Source organism: Mucilaginibacter aquariorum (assembly GCF_024498135.1).
In the GTDB taxonomy this organism is placed as follows: domain Bacteria; phylum Bacteroidota; class Bacteroidia; order Sphingobacteriales; family Sphingobacteriaceae; genus Mucilaginibacter; species Mucilaginibacter aquariorum.
In genome coordinates this window covers 196,508-219,991 of sequence record NZ_JANHOH010000004.1, presented here as the reverse complement: position 1 = coordinate 219,991, position 23,484 = coordinate 196,508, and the positions used below count along the sequence as shown (strand labels likewise).

At 42.2% G+C, this 23,484-nt stretch carries 22 protein-coding genes; 5 read left to right on the top strand and 17 right to left on the bottom strand.

Features of this window, described 5'->3' with window-relative positions; genetic code table 11:
- Positions 1-68: 68 nt before the first annotated feature.
- The 9 genes from NPE20_RS17490 to NPE20_RS17450 form a co-directional block, all read right to left on the bottom strand.
- Positions 69-1,961 carry a cytochrome c oxidase subunit I gene (locus NPE20_RS17490; protein WP_256539979.1) on the bottom strand — a complete coding sequence of 631 codons (1,893 nt, stop codon included), beginning with the start codon at positions 1,959-1,961 and terminating at the stop codon, positions 69-71.
- 19 nt (positions 1,962-1,980) lie between these two features.
- A complete protein-coding gene (locus NPE20_RS17485; RefSeq protein WP_256539978.1) occupies positions 1,981-3,180 on the bottom strand; it encodes a cytochrome c oxidase subunit II in 1,200 nt (399 codons plus the stop codon).
- A 48-nt stretch (positions 3,181-3,228) separates the two neighbouring features.
- Complete coding sequence (locus NPE20_RS17480) at positions 3,229-4,485, bottom strand: quinol:cytochrome C oxidoreductase (RefSeq protein WP_256539977.1); 1,257 nt, start codon at positions 4,483-4,485, stop codon at positions 3,229-3,231.
- Between the two features lie 11 nt (positions 4,486-4,496).
- Positions 4,497-5,072: a c-type cytochrome gene (locus tag NPE20_RS17475; protein ID WP_354003265.1), complete on the bottom strand. Its 576-nt coding sequence runs from the start codon at positions 5,070-5,072 to the stop codon at positions 4,497-4,499.
- A complete protein-coding gene (locus tag NPE20_RS17470) occupies positions 5,065-5,601 on the bottom strand; it encodes a DUF3341 domain-containing protein (RefSeq protein ID WP_256539975.1) in 537 nt (178 codons plus the stop codon). The genes NPE20_RS17475 and NPE20_RS17470 overlap by 8 nt, the downstream gene beginning before the upstream one ends.
- A gap of 2 nt (positions 5,602-5,603) precedes the next feature.
- On the bottom strand, positions 5,604-7,076 hold the full coding sequence (nrfD, locus tag NPE20_RS17465) for an NrfD/PsrC family molybdoenzyme membrane anchor subunit (RefSeq protein ID WP_256539974.1): 1,473 nt from the start codon (positions 7,074-7,076) through the stop codon (positions 5,604-5,606).
- 22 nt (positions 7,077-7,098) lie between these two features.
- Positions 7,099-10,161, bottom strand: coding sequence for a TAT-variant-translocated molybdopterin oxidoreductase (locus NPE20_RS17460; RefSeq protein ID WP_256539973.1), 3,063 nt, complete (start codon positions 10,159-10,161; stop codon positions 7,099-7,101).
- Between the two features lie 41 nt (positions 10,162-10,202).
- The gene (locus NPE20_RS17455; RefSeq protein ID WP_256539972.1) at positions 10,203-11,471 is read right to left on the bottom strand and encodes a c-type cytochrome; all 1,269 of its coding nucleotides are present in this window, start codon (positions 11,469-11,471) and stop codon (positions 10,203-10,205) included.
- A gap of 253 nt (positions 11,472-11,724) precedes the next feature.
- Complete coding sequence (locus tag NPE20_RS17450) at positions 11,725-12,705, bottom strand: deoxyhypusine synthase family protein (protein ID WP_256539971.1); 981 nt, start codon at positions 12,703-12,705, stop codon at positions 11,725-11,727.
- Positions 12,706-12,803: 98 nt separating this feature from the next.
- On the opposite strand from NPE20_RS17450, the gene NPE20_RS17445 reads away from it, so the two are divergent.
- The gene (locus tag NPE20_RS17445) at positions 12,804-13,955 is read left to right on the top strand and encodes an outer membrane protein assembly factor (protein ID WP_256539970.1); all 1,152 of its coding nucleotides are present in this window, start codon (positions 12,804-12,806) and stop codon (positions 13,953-13,955) included.
- Between the two features lie 9 nt (positions 13,956-13,964).
- Here NPE20_RS17445 and NPE20_RS17440 read toward each other — a convergent pair whose 3' ends face one another.
- Positions 13,965-14,474: a hypothetical protein gene (locus NPE20_RS17440; protein WP_256539969.1), complete on the bottom strand. Its 510-nt coding sequence runs from the start codon at positions 14,472-14,474 to the stop codon at positions 13,965-13,967.
- Between the two features lie 7 nt (positions 14,475-14,481).
- The gene (locus NPE20_RS17435; RefSeq protein WP_256539968.1) at positions 14,482-15,267 is read right to left on the bottom strand and encodes an O-methyltransferase; all 786 of its coding nucleotides are present in this window, start codon (positions 15,265-15,267) and stop codon (positions 14,482-14,484) included.
- A 45-nt stretch (positions 15,268-15,312) separates the two neighbouring features.
- On the opposite strand from NPE20_RS17435, the gene NPE20_RS17430 reads away from it, so the two are divergent.
- From NPE20_RS17430 to NPE20_RS17420, 3 genes are all read left to right on the top strand, one after another.
- The gene (locus NPE20_RS17430) at positions 15,313-16,182 is read left to right on the top strand and encodes a transglutaminase-like domain-containing protein (protein WP_256539967.1); all 870 of its coding nucleotides are present in this window, start codon (positions 15,313-15,315) and stop codon (positions 16,180-16,182) included.
- 144 nt (positions 16,183-16,326) lie between these two features.
- Positions 16,327-16,848: a hypothetical protein gene (locus NPE20_RS17425; protein WP_256539966.1), complete on the top strand. Its 522-nt coding sequence runs from the start codon at positions 16,327-16,329 to the stop codon at positions 16,846-16,848.
- Positions 16,808-17,194: a carboxylesterase family protein gene (locus tag NPE20_RS17420; RefSeq protein ID WP_256539965.1), complete on the top strand. Its 387-nt coding sequence runs from the start codon at positions 16,808-16,810 to the stop codon at positions 17,192-17,194. Before NPE20_RS17425 ends, NPE20_RS17420 begins: the two co-directional genes overlap by 41 nt.
- Before the next feature lie 45 nt (positions 17,195-17,239).
- Here NPE20_RS17420 and NPE20_RS17415 read toward each other — a convergent pair whose 3' ends face one another.
- The 5 genes from NPE20_RS17415 to NPE20_RS17395 all read right to left on the bottom strand — a co-directional run bounded on the left by NPE20_RS17415 (position 17,240) and on the right by NPE20_RS17395 (position 20,743).
- The gene (locus NPE20_RS17415) at positions 17,240-17,578 is read right to left on the bottom strand and encodes a DHCW motif cupin fold protein (RefSeq protein ID WP_256539964.1); all 339 of its coding nucleotides are present in this window, start codon (positions 17,576-17,578) and stop codon (positions 17,240-17,242) included.
- Complete coding sequence (locus tag NPE20_RS17410) at positions 17,575-17,970, bottom strand: hypothetical protein (RefSeq protein WP_256539963.1); 396 nt, start codon at positions 17,968-17,970, stop codon at positions 17,575-17,577. The genes NPE20_RS17415 and NPE20_RS17410 overlap by 4 nt, the downstream gene beginning before the upstream one ends.
- A gap of 10 nt (positions 17,971-17,980) precedes the next feature.
- Positions 17,981-18,895 carry an alpha/beta hydrolase gene (locus NPE20_RS17405; protein ID WP_256539962.1) on the bottom strand — a complete coding sequence of 305 codons (915 nt, stop codon included), beginning with the start codon at positions 18,893-18,895 and terminating at the stop codon, positions 17,981-17,983.
- 228 nt (positions 18,896-19,123) lie between these two features.
- Positions 19,124-20,216 (bottom strand): peptide chain release factor 2 gene (prfB, locus tag NPE20_RS17400; RefSeq protein ID WP_256539961.1). Its coding sequence is split into 2 segments (ribosomal slippage): positions 19,124-20,155 and positions 20,157-20,216, totalling 1,092 coding nucleotides; the frame shifts between segments, so codons are not numbered across the junction.
- 89 nt (positions 20,217-20,305) lie between these two features.
- A complete protein-coding gene (locus NPE20_RS17395) occupies positions 20,306-20,743 on the bottom strand; it encodes a hypothetical protein (protein ID WP_256539960.1) in 438 nt (145 codons plus the stop codon).
- 252 nt (positions 20,744-20,995) lie between these two features.
- Here NPE20_RS17395 and pgi point away from each other — a divergent pair, with 252 nt between their 5' ends.
- Positions 20,996-22,642 carry a glucose-6-phosphate isomerase gene (gene pgi, locus NPE20_RS17390; protein ID WP_256539959.1) on the top strand — a complete coding sequence of 549 codons (1,647 nt, stop codon included), beginning with the start codon at positions 20,996-20,998 and terminating at the stop codon, positions 22,640-22,642.
- Between the two features lie 265 nt (positions 22,643-22,907).
- Here the strand turns inward: pgi and NPE20_RS17385 are convergent, their stop codons facing one another.
- Positions 22,908-23,483, bottom strand: a complete 576-nt coding sequence (locus NPE20_RS17385) for a dihydrofolate reductase family protein (protein ID WP_256539958.1) — start codon at positions 23,481-23,483, stop codon at positions 22,908-22,910.
- Between the last annotated feature and the right edge of the window lies 1 nt (position 23,484).

Genomic DNA, 23,484 nt, shown 5'->3' with positions numbered 1-23,484 from the left:
AAATTAGGGTACCTGCTACGGACTAAAATTCCTGCACAGATACCCTAAAAGATCAGATCAGTATAATGTTATTTTACTTCTTCGTTGCTCTTTTGAGTACTTGCCCATTTTGTATGCTCTTCTAAACCTACAGGGTTATCCTCAAAATCGTGCGGAAGGTTTGAGCTCATTGTTTGTGAAAGCGGAACTGTTTGTGGTATAAAGTCATGCTCTGCACCCGGCTTGCTGTAATCATACGGCCAACGGTAAACAGTTGGAATCTCGCCCGGCCAGTTACCATGTAAGTGTTCAACAGGTGTAGTCCACTCCAGGGTATTTGATTCCCATGGATTTTGCGGCGCTTTTTTACCCCAGAATATAGAGTGTATAAAGTTGAACAAGAAAGCTACCTGCGCTACTGCCGACATAATTGCCGCCCAGGTAACAAATGTATTAACAGATAACCATTGTTTCATTGATTCAAACTCGGTGAACGCATAGTAACGACGTGGTACACCATCCAAGCCCATAAAATGCATAGGGAAGAATACCAGGTAAGCGCCAATGAATGTTAACCAGAAGTGCAGGTAACCTAAACGCTCGTTCATCATACGGCCAAACATTTTAGGGAACCAGTGATAAACACCCGCAAGCATACCAAATATTGCTGCCGAACCCATTACAAGGTGGAAGTGGGCAACAACAAAGTATGTATCGTGCAAGTTAATATCTAATGCTGCGTTACCTAAGAAGATACCGGTTAAACCACCTGAGATAAAGAATGACACCATCCCTATTGCAAACAGCATTGCCGATGTAAAACGAATGTTACCGCGCCATAATGTAGCCAGCCAGTTAAATGTTTTTACTGCCGATGGTACCGCAATGATCAGTGTAGTGATCATGAACACACCGCCCAGGAACGGATTCATACCCGTTACAAACATGTGGTGCCCCCATACAATAAATGATAATACGGTAATACCTATTAGCGAGTAAACCATTGCGTGGTAACCAAATATTGGTTTACGCGAGTTTACAGACATAACCTCGGATGATATACCCATAGCAGGCATAATTACGATATATACCTCGGGGTGACCCAGGAACCAGAACAAGTGCTGGAACAGGATAGGGCTACCACCTTCGTACGGTTGTATTTGTGTACCGTTCAATACAATTTCTGAAAGGTAAAAGCTTGTGCCAAAACTACGGTCGAATACTAATAATACCACACCTGCAACAAGTACCGGGAATGATAATACACCTAAGATAGCGGTTAAGAACAATGCCCATACAGATAGTGGCATTTTCCAAAGGTCCATACCTTTGGTACGCATGTTTAATATAGTACTTACGTAATTTATACCTGCCATTAACTGGGAAGCGATAAACAATACCATACTTATTAGCCACAGCGTCATACCCATACCAGAACCCGGCATAGCTTTAGGCAAGGCAGATAATGGCGGATATATTGTCCAGCCACCGCTTGCAGGGCCTTTTTGTACCAGGAACGATGATAACATGATAACACTGGCAATAAAGAAGAACCAGTATGATAACATGTTCATGAATGGCGATGCCATATCACGTACACCTAATTGCAAGGGGATTAAAAGGTTGGCGAACGTACCGCTTAAGCCGGCTGTTAATACAAAGAATACCATGATGGTACCGTGTATGGTAACCAACGCCAGGTAAAAGTTAGAATCTAAACGTCCACCCGGTGCAAAACGGCCTAATAATGTTTCCATTAATGGGAACGCTTTATCCGGATAAGCTAACTGGATCCTGAACAGGATTGATAATATCATGGCGATGAAGGCCATAGTCATACCTGTTATAAGGAATTGCTTGGCAATCATTTTGTGATCCTGACTGAATATATAAGTATTCAGGAACGTTGCTTTATGATGATGTTGTCCGTGATCGTCTTCGTGATGAGCTACTCCGTGATCTTGAACTGATAATGTTGACATACTCGCTAATCTTTTTGTATTAATTGTTTAACGCTAACCTGTTTGGCTGTACTTCTTTTTTCTCTGCAGCAAATTTAAGGTCTTTCTTAATCCCGTCTGTCAGATATGGTTTTTGCTGTGATAACCATGCCTGGTACTCAGCTTCGGTAACCACACGTACAATTTTTTTCATATTATAATGGCTACCACCGCAAATTTTGTTACACAAAATCTCGTATTCAAAATTTGGTTTATCCAATTTGGTACGCATTTCTGCAGTGGTAATGGTTGGCTTAAATTTGAAGAAAACAGGCAGGCCCGGTACCGCGTTTAATTGTACACGGAAATGAGGCATGTATACGCTATGGATAACATCCTGTGCATGAATGTTTAGCCTAACTGATTTACGAACCGGCAGATACATTGTATCAGCCTGAAGGTCATCATAGCTGTTTTTATCTTTAAAGTTGATGCCTAATTTATTTATACCGCTTATCAGTTTATAGTTGGTAGCACCTAAACGTGCATCTTTACCGGGGTAACGCAACTCCCAGGCAAACTGATGGCCGGTTATATCAATATTGATTGAAGCAGGCTCGCCTTTAGCATCAACATTGTCGGTAATTTTTTGCCAGGTAAAGAAACCAAATATTACCAATATAGTTAAAACGATAGCCGGGGCTATGGTCCATACTTTTTCGATAGTATTATTATGCGGTAAGAAATGGCCGCGGCGTTTTGCATTGTAACGGTACCTGAACAAAAAGGTGAACAATAATATCTGTGTTATCACAAATACGATCATTGTTAACACAGTAGTTGTCCAAAACATCTCGTCTATCTTAACACCATGCTCTGATGCTGCGCCAGGTAATATCATGCTGCCATGAACCGTAAATTCCCAATAAGCGCCATATGCGCCGGCTATTAAGAATATAAGGCAGCAAATGCCCATTACATTATTCCAGTTAATTGGCTCTTTCCCTTGTATTTGCTGGGTTAGGTCAAACACACGAAGTATTTTACCAACAATCCCAATAACAAAACAAACGATAAGGAAAAGCAGGATATAATAACCGGCGGTTGCTAAACCATTATCCTTTACTGCATCAGCAGCAGGTGAAGCGGTAGCTCCGGCCGATTCTGTACCCTGGGCAAAAAGCATGCTGGTGCCCAAAAGCATAAACACAGCTAAAAGCGAAAGTATTTTTTTAGAATTAATTAAATTTTTGAATCCCATTTTATTGGTTATTTGAATTGCTGTATCCGGTTGCAAATTTAACAATTATTATATGTGATGATGCAGGCTCTCTTGCAGGAACGGATGTTTTTTAGGAACAATTGAACTAAACTTACTTAACGCATTCAACGTCATGAATGTAAACAAGCCCGAAAAACCTAAAAATATACCTATCTCTTCTACACCAAAACCCGGGCTTTCAACTGTACCCGGCATTACCATTATATAATAATCAAGCCAGTGACCCGCTACCAAAATGATACAAGTCCACATCATACGGCTCATTACACGTTTTGCGTCACGAGACATTAATAGAAGTAATGGCGCAACAAAGTTGATCACAATATTAAACCAGAACCAAAATTTATATTCGGGCTCCCAACGTGCATAAAAATAAACCGACTCTTCGGGTATGTTTGCATACCAGGTAAGGAAAAACTGCGCGAACCAAACGTATGTCCAGAAGATAGAGAAACCGAATATCAGTTTACCCATGCTGTGCAAATGATCTATATGTAACCATGACATATAGCCTTTTTTCTGCAGATAGATTATTATTAATGCAATAACGGCCAAACCACTTACGTGCATTGCAGCTAAATTGTACCAACCAAACATGGTTGAGAACCAATGTGCTTCTAATGACATGATAGCTCCAAAAGCAAAAATTGGGAATGTAAAACCAAATATTACCAGGAATATACAAGACAGTTTAAAGCTTTTATCATAGTTGCTCATACCACCTTCGGTATCTTCAGCTTCTGAGCATTTTGTTAAAGCCAAACCAAAGTAGCTGTAAGCGCCTAATAATACGATCAGCATCCCGTAAAAGAATTTGATATTTAGGAAAGCTGCCTTACCTGTTATGATCGGGTCAAAATTTTCGCTGGCAGGGTCAGTTAAACCATGTGTAGCCCAGTGAGCATACAGGTAGGGTACCATTTCTTTTTTGCCATGCTCAACTACCTCGTGCTCGTTAAACAAGCCAAAGCTTACTACGATAATTAATATAACACTTGCTATAGGCAATACTCTTGCCATTGCCTGCGGGATCCTGATAAAGGCGGCAGACCAACCCGCTTGTGCAGCATACTGGTATGCGCAAAAGAATACGCCCGCCAAACAAACACAAACAAAGTAGTAAGACATTAGCAGCAAGTTGCTGTAAGTGCTTTGTACGTGTTCTCCACCGAGTATAAACCCAAATGCAATTGCTATTACACCAATTACAATGGCAACCAAACTGATGGTTTTAGCGTTGCCTGTGAATTGAAAACGTTCTTCAATACTATTATGAGTCTTCATTAAAAATAATCTTATAAATTTTGTAAATGGTGTACATACATAACTATCTTCCAGCGCTCTTCTGGTGCCACCTGTGATGCGTAAGAACCCATCGCATTAACACCATAAGTTATAGTATGATAAATTTTTCCGTCTGTAAGATCCTTCATTGCCCCACCGCGTGATGATTGTCCTTTTGAATAAGACGGTGGTGGCGGATATCCGTGTTGTACTACCAAACCATCGCCCTGCCCGGTTACACCATGGCACGGAGAGCAAAATGTAACAAAAAGGGCTTTACCTTCTGCCAAATGCTGCGGGGTTTGTGCTATAAGGTTAGTAACCTCAAGGCTCGCCTTATCATATCCTTCACGTGTGTTTGGATAATCAAAACGTTTAAACCCTACCGGTATAGTACCCGCAGGTGGTAACTGCGCTGTTTTGCCATCCTTAAAGTTAGGATTAGCCTGATCCGGGTCAAATGCTGTATGCTCGTACATATTGGGAGCATATTCCCAACCGGTACTACGCTTATCCTTGCACGACGTAATAACGATCGATGCAGCAATAACGATAGCCGTTGTGCCCAATATTCTAAATTTATTCATAGCTAACATATTTTCTTTCGTTATGCTTTACTTCTACTGCTCCTGCTTGTTTTAATAAATTGGTGATGTCTTCGTGCGGGATGTTTCCTTTAGCGTCTATTGCTATAACAAAACGATCATCGGTTGCACGCAGATCCATTACACGTGGCGCACGGCCCGGGAATAAATGCGTTGCAGCAAAAAAGGTTATCGTCATACCAAAAGCGGTAAATAGAATGGTCCACTCAAAAGTAAACGGTACAAAGTTTGGTATAGCAAAACTTGGTTTACCACCAACGTTCATTGGCCAGTCATGCACCAGCATATAATAGATCATGCTGAATATTACTGTTGCGCCAAGGCAGCCAAAGCAAAACGCCGCGTAACCCAATCTTGAATCTTTAACGCCCATTTTATCTTCAATACCGTGTATTGGCATTGGCGTATAAATATCATAGATAGGTATACTATTTTTCTGTAAGTTATCGATACCCCGCATCATATCATCAGGATCATCAAAAAGGCCTAATATTATTTTAGTCTTGCTCATTTTTATACTTTTTCGTAATCAACCATGTCAATACTGTCGAACTTTGTTAGGGACTCTTTGTAGTACTCAACCTCGACCGGATCAAGATGATTTTCGTTTATAAGTTTCTTCTTAGCCTGCTCGCTTGATGTTTTAAGCAACAGTTTCACCTCGGCAATAGCTACCGATGGTAATACCCTTACAAATAACAGGAACATGGTAAAGAACAAGCCTATTGAACCGATGAACACACTTACATCTACCCAGGTAGGATAAAACATAGCCCAGCTTGATGGTATATAATCGCGGTGAAGAGAAGTTACAATAATTACGAAACGCTCAAACCACATACCTATATTCACGATGATTGACAGGAACCATGAAAATTTGATGCTTGTACGCAGTGTTTTTGACCAGAAAAGCTGTGGTGATATCACGTTACAGCTCATCATGCTCCAGTAAGCCCACCAGTATGGACCGGTTGCCCTGTTGATAAATGCGTATTGTTCATATTCAACGCCAGAGTACCATGCAATAAAGAACTCGGTGATGTACGCCACACCCACGATAGAACCTGTTAATAAGATGATCTTATTCATCGATTCGATGTGGAACATGGTGATATAGTTTTCTAAACCTAATACCTTACGGGTTACCAGCAACAGGGTTTGTACCATTGCGAAACCAGAGAAGATAGCACCCGCAACAAAGTACGGAGGGAAGATTGTTGTATGCCATCCCGGTTCCAATGACGTAGCAAAGTCAAAGGATACAATAGTGTGTACCGAAAGTACCAGTGGTGTAGATATACCCGCCAGGATCAATGATACAGTTTCGAAACGCTGCCAGGTTTTTAATGAACCTGTCCATCCGAAAGAAAGTATTGAGTAGATACGGCGGCGTAAACCTGTAGCACGGTCACGTATTGAAGCGATATCCGGCAATAAACCTGTGTACCAGAATAATAATGATACAGAGAAGTAAGTTGATATCGCGAACACGTCCATCATCAGCGCCGAGTTCCAGTTTACCCAAAGTGAGCCGTACTGGTTTGGAAGTGGTAATGTAAAGTAAGCTAACCATGGGCGGCCCATGTGCGCCACAATGTAGGTGGCTGCACAAATTACGGCGAAGATGGTCATCGCCTCTGCCGACCGGTTAATGGAGTTACGCCAGTTTTGACGGAAGATCAATAGTACCGCCGAGATCAATGTACCGGCGTGACCAATACCTACCCACCATACGAAACCGGTGATATCCCAGGCCCATCCTACTGTTTTGTTTAATCCCCATGCGCCTAAGCCAAACCAAAAGGTGTAGCTGATAGACACAACCCATAATAATGAGCCTAATGAGGCAACTGTAAAGCCTATCCACCAGGCTTTGTTAGGTTTATTCTCTACAGGCAACAATATGTCGTTAGTGATCTTGGCATAGGTAATATCCTTGCCCGTCATTAACGGTTCCCTGATTATCGATTCGTTGTGAGATGCCATATGTTATATATCTCTTGTAAAATTAAGCCTGTAATTCAGATGATGTATTTCTAACTTTTACCTGGTAACCAATACCTGGTTTCACGTTAAGCTCTTCAAGCACGTAGTAAGTACGCTCGCTCTTTAAAGCTTTTGAAACTTCAGAGTTAGGATCGTTCCTGTTACCAAACACGATAGCGTTTGCTGAACAGGTTTGCTGGCAGGCTACTTTAACCTCGCCGTCCTTAAGTGGGCGTTTTTCTATTTTAGCTTGTAACTTACCTGCCTGTATACGTTGTACACACATCGAGCATTTTTCCATAACCCCACGGAAACGTGTAGTAACATCAGGGTTAAGTACTAATTGTGTATGCTCGTTGTTAAGGTAGTTATCAAAACGTGAATCGTTCCAGTAGTTAAACCAGTTAAAGCGACGTACTTTATATGGACAGTTGTTTGCGCAGTAACGTGTACCAACGCAACGGTTATATGCCATTTGGTTTAAGCCTTCGCTTGAGTGTACTGTTGCTAATACCGGGCAAACTGTTTCGCAAGGTGCGTGGTCGCAGTGCTGGCAAAGCATTGGCTGGTGAACTACAGTAACATTGTCAAAGTCGGTAAGCTTGGCAATTTCTTTTTCTCTGCTTATGCCGTGGCCATTGCTATCGTTGTTAAAGCTATAGTAACGGTCAATACGTATCCAGTGCATTTCGCGGCGGCGTCCAACTTCGTCCTTACCAACAACCGGTATATTGTTTTCGGCGCTACATGCTACGATACAAGCACCGCAACCTGTACATGCGTTAAGGTCAATAGCCATAACCCAATCATAAACCGGGCGGGCGTGGATATGATCTTCGTTGGTATTTTCCCACAAGTCATATTTTTCGTGCTCGCCATCACTTCCGCTGTTTACTGATGGATTCTTTTTGTATTCGGTAAATGTTGCTTCGCGGATAACGTTACGGCCTTCAAATGAATGGTGCGTTTGTGTTTGCGAAAGCGGGAATATATCTCCGGTTCCTTTAAGATCTGCAGTTGCGGTATTTTGGAAAGTACCATTGCGGAAGCTAAGGAAAGGGAATGCATTTTTACCTACATTATTACCAACCAAACCGGCTGCTGTGCGGCCGTAACCAACAGCTACTGATACAGTACCAGGCGCCTGGCCGGGTTGTGATAATACCGGTAATGATACTGTGTAACCGTTTGCCTCAATAGTAACAACCTCAAATTCTTCAAGGCCTAACTTTTTGATATCTGACGGAGACATGGCTGCAAAGTTGTCCCAGGTAACTTTAGATACCGGATCTGGCAACTCTTGTAACCATGGGTTATTTGCCCTTTTACCATCGCGCATGGCAACAGATTGGTACACCTGCAGCTCTACTTTATTACCTTCGGCTAATTTAGCGCTCTGGTTTAATACCGTTTGTGCCACCGCGTTAAGGTCAAGGTTAAAGGTATAAGTACCGGCCGCAACTGGTGCAGCTAATACAAATCCTGTTTGCAATAAGGTTTCCCAACCAGCCTGGCCAGATAAACCGCCTTTGGCTAACAGGTTATTGTTCCAGTTATTTCTAACGTATGTGTAGTAATCTTTAACCGCATTGTCGCTCCATACCAACAGGCTTTGTTCGGCCTGGCGGGTATTGTTAACCGGGTTAATGGTCGGCTGCATTACAGTGTAGTAACCCTCAATTGAGCTATCATCACCCCACGACTCTAAATAGTGGTGGTTTGGTGCTACTATATTACAAAGGGCTGTAGTTTCATCTGCATGATCAGAGAATGATACTTTAAGACGAACATTTTTCAATGCATCTTTAACAGCGGCTGCCGAATGATAATCATAGGCAGGGTTAGCATCAAGGAATAATGCTGCACCAACCTGGCCGCTTTTAGCCTGTGCTATAAAGTCTACGATCTCACCATCATTACCGGCGTACTGGCGAGATGGGTTATCCAAATCGATAGTAGTACCGTAGCTGCCCAATAAGGAGTTGATGGCATTAACTAATACTTGTGTAGCTACATCATTTGAACCACAAACTACTAAGGCTTTACCTTTAGCTGCTTTTAATTCTGTTGCTACTAGTATTATTGCTTTATCTGCGTTGGCAGTAGTTAATTTTCTTGAACCAGGTAGGGTTGTGCCCGATAACGCGTTGTAAAGGTTAACCAGTGCAACACCTTCTTCAGATGGTTTAATGGCTATACGTACATCGGCGTTGGTACCGGTAAGGCTCATACCACTTTCAAACTGGATGTGACGTGACATCTTTTTAGCTTCAAGCGATTTGTTGTTCCTGTTTTGTACGTACTGGCGGGTAAACTCTTCGCCAGAGATCCATGTTCCAAGGAAATCTGCAGCGAAACTTACAATGATATCCGCTTTGTCAAAATTATAGTGAGGTAATACCGCTTTACCAAAACTGTTTTGGTTAGCTTTTATAATACCTGTATATGATACTGCATCATAACTTACGTGTTTTGCAGTAGGATATTTTAATATAAAATCGGCAATAACAGCTTGTGTTGATGGGCTGTGTACGGTTGATGTTACCAGGCTTATTGTTTTACCGCTTGCCGCGATAGCTGCAAGTTCGCTTTTTACAAAAGCATCAACGCTTGCCCAGCTGCTGTCGCCACCATTTTGCTGCGGATCTTTTATGCGGCTGGTATCGTAAAGCTCAAGCACTGATGCCTGGGCCTGCGCACTTAAACCACCTTTTGATAAAAGATCGTTAGGGTTACCTTCAACCTTAATAGGGCGGCCTTCGCGGGTTTTAACCAATATAGCGCTACCATCATAAGTTGATGAGTAATAGTTAGCCACACCCGGTGTTATCTCTTCAGGCTTAATTAAGTAAGGGATTGATTTATGTACCGGTACTTTTTGGCAAGCGGCTAAAGTAACCGCACCCACACCAAAGCCAAGCGCCTTTAAAAAGTCGCGACGAGGGGTTTTTGATGACAAGCCACCTCCGCTCAAAACCTCTTCGATAGGGATTGGCTCGGCAAACTCATGCTTATTTTTCTCAACAAATTCTGGTGTTTTGTTCAGTTCTTCTAAACCTTTCCAGTATTTTTTATTGCTATCCATTTATAGTTATATAAACTGTAATGTACTTTTCTTGATAATTATTAGTAGTGGCACTTAGCACACTCAATACCGCCTAACACAGCTGCAGTAACTTTCTCACCCTTTTTAATTTTTTCGTGGGCAGAAAGTATGCTATCATAGTAAGCGTTGCCTTTTCCGTTAACCTCGGTACGTTTGTGGCACTGTATACACCATTTCATGGTAAGCGGAGAGTATTGGTATACTTCCTGCATTTCCTGAACCTGGCCATGGCAAGTTTGGCATTTAATGTTACCAACCTTTACGTGTTGCGAGTGATTAAAGTAAGCCAGATCCGGCAGGTTGTGCACACGCACCCACTGTATTGGTTTAGCTTTAGTGCTATCGTATTTAGCGGTGTTAGGGTCATAACCCAGTGCATCGTAAATTTTGTGAATCTCCGGCGACTCTGTTTTAACCGATTTGTGGCAGTTCATACAAACGTTCAATGATGGTATTGAAGCGTTTTTAGATTTGAATGCACCGGTGTGGCAGTACTGGCACTCTATTTTCATAGCACCTGCGTGTAACTGGTGCGAATATTTAATAGGTTGTACCGGCTGATACCCCTGGTGAACGTTAGTGTTCCACATGGTTACCCAGCTAAAGCTGCCCATTGCTATAGTACCGCAAACCACTATGAAGAAAACAAGTTTCTTATTTTTAAGAAGCTTCTTAACTGTTGCTAAACGATCAGCAGGCGCTTTCTCTTCTTCAGTTGCTTCTTCAAGCGCTAAACCTTGTCTGTTTAAAAGTAAACGCTCAAGTGTGGCAATTACTTTGTTTAATACAAGGATAACAATGAATGCGATAACAATAACGCCTAATAAACCCCAGATAACAAGGCTGCTTGGGCCTTTATCTTCAGCAACTGCACCACCGGCAGGAGCTTTAGCTTTATCATCCTGGATCTTTTTCCAATCAGCGCGGATGTAAGTAATAACATTACCAACATCAGCATCGCTTAACTCAGCAAAAACTGTCATGCCGGCCTGGTTGTACTCGTTAAATATCTTAACGGCCTTTTTGTTACCAGCAGCAATTAGCGCTTGATTGTTTTGGATCCATTTGGTTAAATAGGCATCGTCAGTCTCTTGTGTAAGCTGCGGACCTAAGGCCGGGCCGGTCATACGCGTATCTATTTTGTGGCACGCTGTACATTTGGCCTTAAATATAGCTTCACCCTTTGCTGCATCTGTTTGCGCATGAGCTGTTAACCCACATACAACCAAACCGGCAACCAGTAAAACCGACCTTGAAAACTGTTTAAAAATCAATGAGATATTTCTCATAAAAGGTATTTATGCTAAATAATTTTTATATTAAAGTGTTAAATCGACGTAGACCTGTATGTTTTAGCCACTTTTTCAGGCACAAAAGTATAATTTATTACAGTATCGCTGACAATATAATGACAGCAATATCTAATTTATAATCGTTCTAAATTAATGGGAAAAGGCCTTTAAATAACCGTAAAGGCCTTTTTTGTAAAATATCAGTAGGATCTGAAAAAAGAGAATATCTAAAGATACTTTTAAAACTTAATTATTGTTTTAATATCCAGGCAAATATCAAAGGCACTACTATCGTCGCGTCGCTTTCTACAATAAACTTTGGCGTATTAATATCCAGTTTACCCCAGGTTATTTTTTCGTTTGGCACAGCACCCGAATATGAACCGTATGAAGTTGTAGAATCGCTCACCTGGCAAAAGTAGCTCCAGAAAGGAATATCAGTCATTTCCATATCCTGATAAAGCATAGGTACAACGCAAATTGGGAAATCGCCGGCAATACCACCACCTATTTGGAAAAAGCCTACACCTTTACCACCCGAGTTTTTTGGGTACCAATCTGCAAGCCATGCCATATACTCTATACCACTCTTCATGGTAGTAGCTTTTACCTCGCCTTTTATAACGTACGATGCAAATATGTTACCCATAGTAGAGTCTTCCCATCCCGGTACAACAATTGGCAGGTTTTTTTCTGCAGCAGCCAGCATCCACGAGTTTTTAGGGTCTATTTCATAATACTGTTCCAGTTCGCCGCTTAACAATATCTTATACATAAACTCATGCGGGAAATAACGCTCGCCATTGGTATCGGCATCTTTCCAGATCTTATAAATATGTTTTTGCAACCTGCGGAATGCTTCTTCTTCAGGGATACAGGTATCGGTTACACGGTTGTAATGGTTCTCTAATAAGTCCCACTCATCCTGCGGGCTTAGGTCGCGATAGTTAGGCACGCGTTTGTAGTGCGAGTGCGCCACCAGGTTCATGATATCCTCTTCCAGGTTTGCACCGGTGCACGATATAATGTCAATTTTCCCCTCGCGTATCATTTCGGCAAGCGAAATACCTAACTCTGCCGTGCTCATAGCGCCTGCAATGGTCACCATCATTTTACCACCTTCGGTTAAATGGGTTTCATAACCTTTGGCTGCATCCATTAGCGCCGCTGCATTAAAATGCAGGTAATTTTTCTCTATGAATTGTGATATTGGGCCTCTTGTTGTGCTCATATTATTTTGCTCTTATTATTTTGCAAAAGTAGGTATTTTGCGCACATCAGAATTTTAAATTACAAATTCGGTAAAACAAGTGCTTTAAATTTACCTTTATGGCACTATACTACATGAAAAAACTTACCACGATTTTATTGCTCGCCATATTTGTCCAGCCCGTTTTTGCGCAAACAAAACTTTTACCAAAGTTTGTGCGCAAAATGTTTTTTGAGAAGGACACCACCAAAAAAGGAAGCTTTGTTATCCTCCCGGTGATAAGCTCGGCCCCCGAAACCGGACTGGAAGCAGGTGGCTCGGCACTGTATTCTTTTTATACCGATACGCTAAGCAAAAACACAAGGGTATCCAACATCTTCGCTTACGCTACTATCACCACCAAAGGCCAGAGCCGTTTAAACCTAAGCAGCAGCTATTGGTCGCCGCAAAATAATTACCACTTTACCGGGGCCATTGGATACATAAACTTTCCTTTTGATTTTTATGGTGTAGGTAATAATACCCTTAAAGCAGATGCCGATAGATTAGGCCAAAAACGGGTACGTGTAAATTTCACCGCCGAAAAAAGGATAGGCAGCAATATTTACGTTGGACTTGTAGCCGGCGGCCTTGATTTCCGTTTTCATGACCAGGAGAGCACCGGCATATTTACTACCGACCCTACTATTGAGGGCAAACATGGTGGTACAACCTTGTACCTTGGCCCAAGCTTTGTTTTTGATAGCCGTAATAACAATACATATACTACTAAAGGCACTATGCTTACCAGTCATTTTGATTTTATGCATGGCGTGGGGGGCAACAATAACCTTACCGGTGGATTTTTGAATGTGGAGTTCACCCAGTTTTTTGCATTAAGCAAGCGTTTTGTTTTAGGGTTTGATATACAAAGCCAGAACTGGACCGGCAACCAATCGCCGTTTTACTTATTGCCCGCCCTGGGCAGCGACGAAATGATGCGTGGTTATTACAACGGCCGTTTTCGCGACCGCAATCTGATAGCCGGCCAAACCGAGCTACGCTACCGCATGAGCGAACGTTTCGGCATTGTAGGTTTCATTGGTACAGGTGAAGTTTTCAATAAAGAGTTTAGCGTAAACCAGCTAAAGCCTAATTACGGTGGTGGCTTGCGTTACTTCTTTGATATACAAAAAGGCCTCAGCATCCGCGTAGATTATGGTGTTGGTGAAAAACGCCCCGGCGAAACCAGGCAAAGTGGTGTATATGTGGGGTTAGGTGAAGCGTTTTAGGTGATGTGTTTATTCCCCTTGATGAATAGATACATATTTTGTTCCGTTCCAATAAATTAAAGCGCCGGCTAATTCACTCCCATCTTCAATTGCATATATGGAAACGGCGACATGAGCAATTTTCACCTTTTTGCTTCCTGAAATATCACCATCTGCATCAAATAAAGTTTTATACGCAACTTTACTTTTGTACAAACTCCAGCCATCTACCCAATTGGTATCATCAAAATCTTCGCTTGCAAATTTGTATCCAGCACCAAAAATATAATGCTTGTTAGTCCCCCCGTTAATAATCAGTACCCCTCTTTTTCTATTCTTTTTATCAATTACCTGGACCGCTATATCATTTATCTTATCACCTGTAAAATCAGCCTCTAAAAAGTTAGGTTTAACAGGTTTTATAATTGCGTATCGCTCATTCAATTTTTTATCATTAAATGATTGTGTGAACCACGCAGGCAACCAACTTCCTTGTAAAGATGTTATCCAAAAAAAGGGAACAAGTAAAACCAATTTCATATATTGACTACACCTTTATCATAAAATCTTCCTTAGCCTGCCCGGGTTTAAAAAACACCAGGCCTATCCAGTAAAGATCAACCGTAGCTGTTACTTGCGGATGGGCTTTTATTTGTGCCCAGGCTTCTTTCATGCCTTCGCTCCAGTAAATATCGTCGAATATCAACATGGTATCTTCATGTACCTTGGGCAGGCACCATTCAAAATATCGAAGGGTAGCATCGCGTTGGTGGTTGCCATCTATGTAAACAAAATCAAGCTTGTCCAGCCCGGCAATAACATCCGGCAGGGTATCATCAAAGTTGCCGGTTATTACATTGATATCTTTTACGCCTGTCCTGTTGAAAACATCTTTAGCAACGCCCGCGGTTTGAGGGCAACCCTCTAATGTATAAACTTTTGCGTTGGGTGCCGCAGCTTGCAGGTATAACGTAGTAATGCCCAGACAGGTACCCAGCTCAACAATATTCGTTGGTTTGGTAAAGGCAGCAAGGCGGTAAAGCAGCTTGGCCAGTTTTGGCGGTTTAAGCGCATTAATGGTAATATCGCTGATTTTTTTCTGCTTGTTATTGTTCACGTGCGATCCTGCACCCAGGTCGGTAACGGTAATATAGCGGTCATCTATCAGCAAGCGGTCGCGCTCCTGTTCAATTTTGTCGTACTCGGGTTTATGCTTTTTATCGTAAATAACCTCGTCTACCAAACGGTAAACAAACGGCGAGTGCAAACCATGACGGTTTTTTGACTTAAGCCTATGCAACAGAAAATCCTTAGCGAACGTTAAATTAAACATCGCTGTAAAAATATTAAAACGTTTAGTATTTTAGCATTAAGAGATATGATTAATCCTACAGAAGTAAATTCATTGATTCGTTTGCTGGACGATCCGGATACTGAAATATTCGGGCACGTTCACGATAAGCTGCTTTCTTATGGCCCGGAGGCCATACATTACCTGGAAAGCGCCTTCGAGCAAGCTTTCGACTCCACCCAACAAGAACGCATAGCAAACCTTGTACACGAGATACAATTTGGCACAGTAAAGAACGATCTGAAGCTTTGGTACCAGAGCGGATCGTTTGACCTGCTGCAAGGCATCCTCATTGTTAACCGCTACCAATACCCCGATCTTGATGAACAGAAGGTAATTAACCAGATAGAATCTATCAAGCGCGACATCTGGATACATATGATGAACGAGGCCAGCCCGGTTGAACAGGTGAAGCTAATGAACCATGTATTTTATAGCATTCACGGTTTTAGCGGCAACACAACCAATCATCGCGACCCGCAGAACAGCTATATAAGCCAGGTGCTGGAAAACAAGAAGGGCAATCAGATCTCGCTTGCCATTATCTATTCTATCATCGCCCAAAAGCTGGATATCCCTGTTTATGGTGTAAACCTGCCCCAGCATTTTATTTTAGCCTATTTGGATGAAACCCAGGGAAACGAGTTTGAAGGCGGTATCCTGTTTTATATCAACGCGTTTAATAAAGGCTTCATTTTTGGCCGCCGGGATGTGGATATGTTCCTGAAACAGTTGAACTTACAATTTGATAAGCAATTTTACGAACCCTGCACAAATGCCGATATTATTAAGCGTGTGCTGCGTAACCTTATCAGCGCTTATGAGCACCTGGGGTCGTCAGACAAAGTAGATGAACTGAATGAATTGCTTGAGATTCTTATCTCCCCAAACCACTAAAAGGAGAACTTAATCTCTTTCAGTTATGCACTGAATTTTGAGGATGTTTTTATACCTGATGCTAAGCAATAGATATAGCTTTGATGCTATAAAAATATACTCAAAATTAAGAGAGGGTAATTTCCGGTTCGCTACTTTTACAGCATGAAATTTAAATATGACCTGTATATTCGGCTATTGTTTGTTGTTACCTTAACTACGCTGGCAGCCTGCAAAACACGAAAAGGAAGCACCGGCTATTTTAAGATAAAACCCACTATCAATAATGACTCTGCTGCCAGATATAAGAAGAACATTCTAAGCGTTAGCAATGCTATTTTTACGCCTTTTGAATATACCGGCTCAAACCAAACAACTATTAAATACCGGCTGCTTACACCGCCTAAGGCAAAAAGAGTCCAAAGTTACCCGCTGGTTTTAGTTTTGCATGGTTCGGGTGCTATAGGTGCCGACAATAGCGCCCAACTTGGGGTTTTAGCTAAATTATGGGCACAAGCTAATATCCGCGCAAAATATCCGGCATATGTTGTTGTTCCGCAATTCGCGGTGCGATCGTCAAATTACCTGCCGGATAACAGCTATAAAGTGCTGACTTCTACCCCCCGACCCTTCCCTTACAAGCGTATTGCAACTAATAGATTCGTTAAAGAAAACTTACCCTATTGATAGCAGAAGAATATACGTTATTGGCTTTTCAATGGGCGCATCAGCCACTATAAATTCTTTGGGCTTACGGCCCGATTTGTTTGCGGCGGCTGTTTCTATTTCGGGCATACCCGACTTTAAACACCTCAATACCTTGGCAAAGACGCCCATATGGTTTATTCATGGTAATGCCGACACCGAAAACCCTATCAGCAGCGATTCGGTGTTGTATAAAAACCTGCAATTGTTGCATGCCCCTAAAATAAAATACTGGGAGATAGATAACCTTTCGCATGAGGTTTACCCGGAGTTATATATAGGAAATACGATACCTGAATGGCTTTTTAAACAAAAAAAAGGGGATTAATTTCGCCTTAAAAACGCCTTATTTCGCCTCAAAAAAGCACCTGATCTACCCCTTCAAAAAATCGCCGTCAATTATTAAAAGTTTTACCCCTTTTTGGGAGACAGACCTATGAGAACTGGCCTCGTCAGAAACTACATAGCTTTCACCTTTGCTTAAAGTAAATACTTCGCCGGTGGATAGTTCGCTGTTAAAACCGCCTTCTAAACAATGTACAATGTGGCCCTTCCGGCACCAATGGTCGGCGAGGTAACCGGGAGAGTATTCTACCAGCCGGATCCTTAACCCGGGCAACTGCAGGGTTTGCCAGTACGATGTGCCCTGCTCGCCTACATGTTCTTCTTTTGGGATATTATCCCACTGAATGGTTTGGAAAGGGATGCTCATATTATGATCTTGTCTAACCCCTCTTTCCAGGCGAAATATAGCCCTTGAGAGTAAATGCAATTAATATTAGACTGGGTAACCCAATTGAATTTTTCAGTAAAATCGTTTTCAAACTGCCTTTTAAACGCAATACCATTTACAGTTTCATTCCGTTCGGCTTTTGATGCGAGGCTATCAATTATAAATGCATGGCCTACCTTCATCGCTTCTGTGCAGGTCGTATTATAATATTCAACTTCACTATCAGATAAAAAATCGAATTTTAATTTCAGTCTTTCATTTATAGGCTTCAAAAAGTTTTTCCCAAATTCCATTGCCATTGAAAATCCCTTGTTAAGAATCTCTTCATCTGTAGGATGTTTTTTAACAAAAAGTTTACTTAGAAAATTCATTATCTCAATTTTATTTACTCAACCACCCATTATCACCCATCCAAACTTTTAGCCATTCAAACCAAAGGCCTTTGCTTTTTGAGTTGAACATCCCAAAACCGTGGCCGCCGGCCGGGTACAAGTGCATTTCGGCTTTTACCTTGTTTTTTACCAGGGCATCATACATCAGTAAAGCATTCTCTACTGGTACCACATCATCATCTTCCGCGTGTATTATGAAGGTTGGCGGTGTGTTAGCAGTTACCTGTTTCTCGTTCGAGTACAGGTCTATTTGTGCTTGTGAGGCGTTTTTGCCTAACAGGTTCTCGCGCGAGCCGGCATGCGCTTTTTCGCCGAAGGTTATCACCGGATAGATCAGCATCATAAAATCGGGCCGAACGCTGATATTATCTTTATTATCAATTACTACTTTATCAAAGTGCGTACCCTCGGTAGATGCCAAATGCCCGCCGGCCGAAAAGCCCATAATGCCTATCCGATTGGGATTGACACCCCATTTAGCGGCATCCTTCCTCACCATTTGGATAGCACGCTGCGCATCCTGCAGCGGGCCAATCGTTTTATCAACCATGATCAGGTCGGTTGGTAAGCGGTATTTCAATACAAACGCCGTTACACCCATCTTGTTAAACGCTTGTGCAACCTGAAAGCCCTCGTGTGCCGATGCCAGACCGCTGTAGCTGCCACCCGGGCATATAACAACGGCGGTACCGTTGGCTGTTCCCTTTTCGGGTACGTAAGCCGTAAGCGTGGGTACGCTAACGTTATTTATCCAAAAGGTATCGCTAATAATTTCTACATAGGTGGCCGGTGTTGGTTTTGAATTTGGTACACCATTAGGGTATAGCGGCATTGGTTTTTCCTGACTAAAGGCGGTGGTAGCAGTAACAGTCAAAATTAGGGCGGTTAAAATATTCTTTATCATTAGTAGCAGTAATTGGTGACGCCAAAGTACAATTTATGCTAATAAAAAACGATGCTGTGATGTGCAGCATCGTTTTTTTATAAAATTGGGCGTAAAAACAGCGGCCTGGTGCGATTCCTTCCCTTGGGAAGGTGCAGGAAGGGGTTTAATGAGTTAATTCGATAAACCCCTCCCTGCTACTGCACAACCACCCGCACCCCTCCCGTGGGGAGGGAAGTGTTACAGCACTTAATTTTTCGGTCCGCCAAATTCCATTAGGTACGATTTTAAAAACTCGTTCAAGTCACCATCTAATACGGCGGCGGCGTTCGAGGTTTCGTGATCGGTACGCAGGTCTTTAACCAGCTTATAAGGGTGCAACACGTAATTACGGATCTGCGAGCCCCACTCTATCTTCTTTTTGTTACCCTCAACCGCGCTTGATGCTTCCGCGCGCTTGCGCATTTCGGCTTCGTATAACTGCGATTTTAGTAAACGGATAGCGTTCTCCTTATTCTGCAATTGCGAACGCGATTCCTGGTTTTTGATAATAATGCCCGATGGTTTGTGATATAAACGTACAGCGGTTTCTACCTTGTTTACGTTTTGCCCGCCCGCACCACCCGCGCGGAAGGTTTCAAACTCAATATCGGCATCCTTCACCTCTATCTCAATGGTATCATCAACCAATGGATACACGTAAACCGACGCGAACGATGTATGGCGCTTGGCGTTGGCATCAAAAGGTGATACACGCACCAAACGGTGAACGCCATTCTCTCCCTTTAAATATCCGTAAGCAAAATCGCCTTCCAGCTGTAGGGTAACGGTTTTTACACCGGCAACATCGCCCGGCTGGTAATCCTGCTCGGTAACTTTGTAGCCGTTTTTCTCGCCCCACATAATGTACATACGCATCAGCATACCGGCCCAGTCGCAGCTTTCGGTGCCACCGGCACCGGCCGTAATTTGCAGTACGGCGTTAAACTGATCTTCCTCGGCGCTAAGCATGTTTTTAAATTCAAGCTCTTCAACCGCGGTTAATGCCGCCGCATACTGCTCGTTCATTTCGGCCTCGGTAGCATCGCCACTCTGAAAAAACTCGAACAATACGTTGGTATCTTCAACTACCGATACTACTTTCTGGAAAGCATCGGTCCATATTTTTTTTGTTTTGATGGATGCCAGAACCTTCTCGGCATCTTTAGGATGATCCCAAAAGTTTGGGCCTAAGGTTATATCCTGTTCCTTTTGCATGGCATCGAGTTTGGTATCGATGTCAAAGATGCCTCCTCAGGGAAGTTGTTCTATCCCTTAAATCCTGCATATTTTCTCTTGTCATAATGGCAAATATATAAAAATGAAAACAGGGTAAATTAAAAAGGCTCACAATTGCTATCAATCGTAAGCCTTTCTATATAAATATATTTTTTAAGCTATGCGCAACTGACTTAACAGCAGGCTCATATCGCCACCGTTGCCGCTAATTTTTGACAGGATAGCGCTTAAAGCAAAGTCCTTGTTGTGCTCTCCTTTTGATTCTTCCATCAATTGGTGCATAACCGGTGGGATAAGCTTATCGGCAATTGACATGGCCGTGGGGGTATCCATGTTATAAAAGTTGTTCAGTTTATTGGCAAACCTGTTTACCACACTTGTAATAAGCGGGTTATCATAAATTGCCGAAAATTGAAAATATTTCACCAGGTCTTTTAATTTACCACTCTCCAAATGGTTCTTTAAAACCTCGATAATAGAGCTTGAAGCATCGTTTATTACTGCCTCACGATGTTTTTCGGCAACTAACGGATTGTTCATAACAGCCGCCCCGGCGTTATTTTTTACAAGCAAAAAGAGTTTTTCGAACATGATTTTATGTAATTAAAAAACAAATTAAGAGAATGATGAAAAATATTTGTTTTATTTACCATCCCAACAAATATATCATTTATAAGTTTTAATATTCAAAATATTATTAAACTTTTGTTATTAAAATGACAATTCGTTGGTGTAAAACAAACACTATGTATAGTGTGTTAAAATAACACTGAACTGTCCTTTTTTCACATTTAATGCAGGGGTCAATTTTAACTTGTTATTTTTACAAAAAACATCACAACTATGCTGCCAAATATTGATTTCACAAGCACCCAATCCTATAAATATTTAACCGACCATTACATCGATATTGTGTCGAAAAGTTTAAAGGAATTATTTGAATCTGATAATCAGCGTTTTGAAAAATTCTCATTACAATTTGAGGATATTTTGCTGGACTTTTCCAAAAACCGCATTGATGAGCAAACCCTTGCCTTATTGATACAATTAGCACGCGAGTGTGGTGTAAATGAGGCAATCGACGCCATGTATTCCGGCGAAAAGATCAATGTGACAGAAGGCCGCCCTGTTTTGCATATCGCTTTACGTAACCGCAGCAATACCCCCGTGTATGTTGATGGTAAAGATGTAATGCCCGAGGTGAACAGCGTGCTTGCCCACATGAAAGAATTTAGTGAGGCCATCATATCCGGAAGCTGGAAAGGCTATACCGGCAAACCTATTACCGATGTGGTGAACATTGGCATTGGCGGCTCGGACCTTGGCCCTGTTATGGTTACCGAAGCTTTAAAAGCATACAAGAACCATTTAAACCTGCATTTTGTATCTAACGTTGATGCTACCCATATAGTAGAAACTTTAAAAACAGTTGACCCGGAAACTACCCTGTTCCTGATTGCATCTAAAACATTTACCACGCAGGAAACCATGAGCAATGCCCATAGCGCCCGCGATTGGTTCATTAAAAATGGTGGTAAAGACGAAGATGTGGCCAAGCACTTCGCGGCACTATCTACCAATGCCGAAGGCGTTGAGAAGTTTGGTATCGACACCAAAAACATGTTCGAGTTTTGGGATTGGGTTGGCGGCCGCTATTCGTTATGGAGCGCCATTGGTTTATCTATTGCGTTAAGTGTAGGCTTCGATAATTTTGTTGAGCTGTTGGATGGCGCACATGCTATAGACAATCATTTTAAAACCACCCCGCTTGAGCAGAACCTGCCTGCTATACTTGCCTTAATTGGTGTGTGGCATAACAACTTCTTTGAGGCAGAAACCGAAGCTATTTTACCATACGACCAGTACATGCACCGCTTTGCAGCTTACTTCCAGCAAGGTGATATGGAAAGTAACGGCAAACATGTAGACCGCAACGGTAAACATGTAGATTACCAAACCGGCCCGGTTATTTGGGGCGAACCGGGTACAAACGGTCAGCATGCGTTTTACCAGCTGATACACCAGGGAACAAAACTTATTCCTTGTGATTTTATAGCGCCTGCACAATCACACAACCCGTTGGGCGAACATCATAATATGCTGCTATCAAACTTTTTTGCCCAAACCGAAGCTTTAATGAACGGCAAAAGCGAAGAGGAAGTAATTGCCGAATTAAAGAAAGCCGGTAAAACCGAGGAGGAGATCAGTGAGATAGCGCCGTTTAAAGTATTTGAAGGTAACCGCCCAACAAACTCCATACTGGTTAAAAAAATAACCCCACGCACACTGGGCAGCCTTATAGCCATGTACGAGCATAAAATATTTGTACAGGGCATCATCTGGAATATTTACAGCTTTGACCAATGGGGCGTTGAACTTGGCAAACAATTAGCCGGTAAGATCCTACCTGAGTTAAAAGGCAACGAGGAAATAACCAGCCACGATTCGTCAACAAATGGGTTGATCAATCAGTACAAGGCCTGGAGGTAGGTTTTCAGTTGGCAGGTTTGAGTTTGCAGTAAGCAGCTCCGCCAATTTGTCATGCTGAACGATTTGAAGCATCTATTCGCCAATATGTAGTTACCTGCATGTTTATTAATAGATCCTTCACTGTCGTTCAGGATGACATTTTTGTTTTAGCCTGTCATGGTGAGCCTGTCGAACCATTAGTCCCTTTGCTAAGTCTTCGACAAGCTCAGACTGACACTATATTGTTATTTACAGCCTCAAAGGTTACAGATTTTGTATCTCAGGATCACCCTTTCACCTCATAACACATTAACACCACCCCTGTATTAAACATTTTAACCTTGCATAACCGTATGTTTAACCTTTCATGCAGATTTTTAAAAAGCGGCCTGCCTTTACTTATAGCCACAGGGTAAACCCATATTCGATACTCATCTACAACATTTAACCTAATAAGGGATGCAACCAGTTTACCGCTGCCATAAACTATCAGATCTTTACCTGTTGATTTTTTAAGCTCTTTTATTTCTTTGGCGATGCTCCTGCCCGCCAAACGGGAATTACGCCAGCTTACACTTGTTAAGGTTTTTGAGAACACCACCTTTTCATAACTATTCATCATATCGGTAAAGTCGGCATCCTCACGGGCACTATGCAGGTTTGCCTGTTGGGCCGACCAGTACGGCGCCATCCCCTGGTAAGTATTACGCCCCAATAGTATGGTACCGGCATTGCCCAATTGTTCGGCTGTAACACGGGCCATTTCATCGTCCCAATACGGTGTATGCCAGTCCAGTTCGCCATACGGGCCGGCCATAAAACCGTTAAGGGTTACATTCATCGATACTATAAGCTTGCGCATA

Excerpts from the sequence above, each read along its gene's own strand:
- NPE20_RS17490 (WP_256539979.1), bottom strand. The coding sequence starts at position 1,961 with ATGTCAACATTATCAGTTCAAGATCACGGAGTAGCTCATCACGAAGAC.
- NPE20_RS17485 (WP_256539978.1), bottom strand. The coding sequence starts at position 3,180 with ATGGGATTCAAAAATTTAATTAATTCTAAAAAAATACTTTCGCTTTTA.
- NPE20_RS17480 (WP_256539977.1), bottom strand. The coding sequence starts at position 4,485 with ATGAAGACTCATAATAGTATTGAAGAACGTTTTCAATTCACAGGCAAC.
- NPE20_RS17475 (WP_354003265.1), bottom strand. The coding sequence starts at position 5,072 with ATGAATAAATTTAGAATATTGGGCACAACGGCTATCGTTATTGCTGCA.
- NPE20_RS17470 (WP_256539975.1), bottom strand. The coding sequence starts at position 5,601 with ATGAGCAAGACTAAAATAATATTAGGCCTTTTTGATGATCCTGATGAT.
- nrfD (WP_256539974.1), bottom strand. The coding sequence starts at position 7,076 with ATGGCATCTCACAACGAATCGATAATCAGGGAACCGTTAATGACGGGC.
- NPE20_RS17460 (WP_256539973.1), bottom strand. The coding sequence starts at position 10,161 with ATGGATAGCAATAAAAAATACTGGAAAGGTTTAGAAGAACTGAACAAA.
- NPE20_RS17455 (WP_256539972.1), bottom strand. The coding sequence starts at position 11,471 with ATGAGAAATATCTCATTGATTTTTAAACAGTTTTCAAGGTCGGTTTTA.
- NPE20_RS17450 (WP_256539971.1), bottom strand. The coding sequence starts at position 12,705 with ATGAGCACAACAAGAGGCCCAATATCACAATTCATAGAGAAAAATTAC.
- NPE20_RS17445 (WP_256539970.1), top strand. The coding sequence starts at position 12,804 with ATGGCACTATACTACATGAAAAAACTTACCACGATTTTATTGCTCGCC.
- NPE20_RS17440 (WP_256539969.1), bottom strand. The coding sequence starts at position 14,474 with ATGAAATTGGTTTTACTTGTTCCCTTTTTTTGGATAACATCTTTACAA.
- NPE20_RS17435 (WP_256539968.1), bottom strand. The coding sequence starts at position 15,267 with ATGTTTAATTTAACGTTCGCTAAGGATTTTCTGTTGCATAGGCTTAAG.
- NPE20_RS17430 (WP_256539967.1), top strand. The coding sequence starts at position 15,313 with ATGATTAATCCTACAGAAGTAAATTCATTGATTCGTTTGCTGGACGAT.
- NPE20_RS17425 (WP_256539966.1), top strand. The coding sequence starts at position 16,327 with ATGAAATTTAAATATGACCTGTATATTCGGCTATTGTTTGTTGTTACC.
- NPE20_RS17415 (WP_256539964.1), bottom strand. The coding sequence starts at position 17,578 with ATGAGCATCCCTTTCCAAACCATTCAGTGGGATAATATCCCAAAAGAA.
- NPE20_RS17410 (WP_256539963.1), bottom strand. The coding sequence starts at position 17,970 with ATGAATTTTCTAAGTAAACTTTTTGTTAAAAAACATCCTACAGATGAA.
- NPE20_RS17405 (WP_256539962.1), bottom strand. The coding sequence starts at position 18,895 with ATGATAAAGAATATTTTAACCGCCCTAATTTTGACTGTTACTGCTACC.
- NPE20_RS17395 (WP_256539960.1), bottom strand. The coding sequence starts at position 20,743 with ATGTTCGAAAAACTCTTTTTGCTTGTAAAAAATAACGCCGGGGCGGCT.
- pgi (WP_256539959.1), top strand. The coding sequence starts at position 20,996 with ATGCTGCCAAATATTGATTTCACAAGCACCCAATCCTATAAATATTTA.
- NPE20_RS17385 (WP_256539958.1), bottom strand. The coding sequence starts at position 23,483 with ATGCGCAAGCTTATAGTATCGATGAATGTAACCCTTAACGGTTTTATG.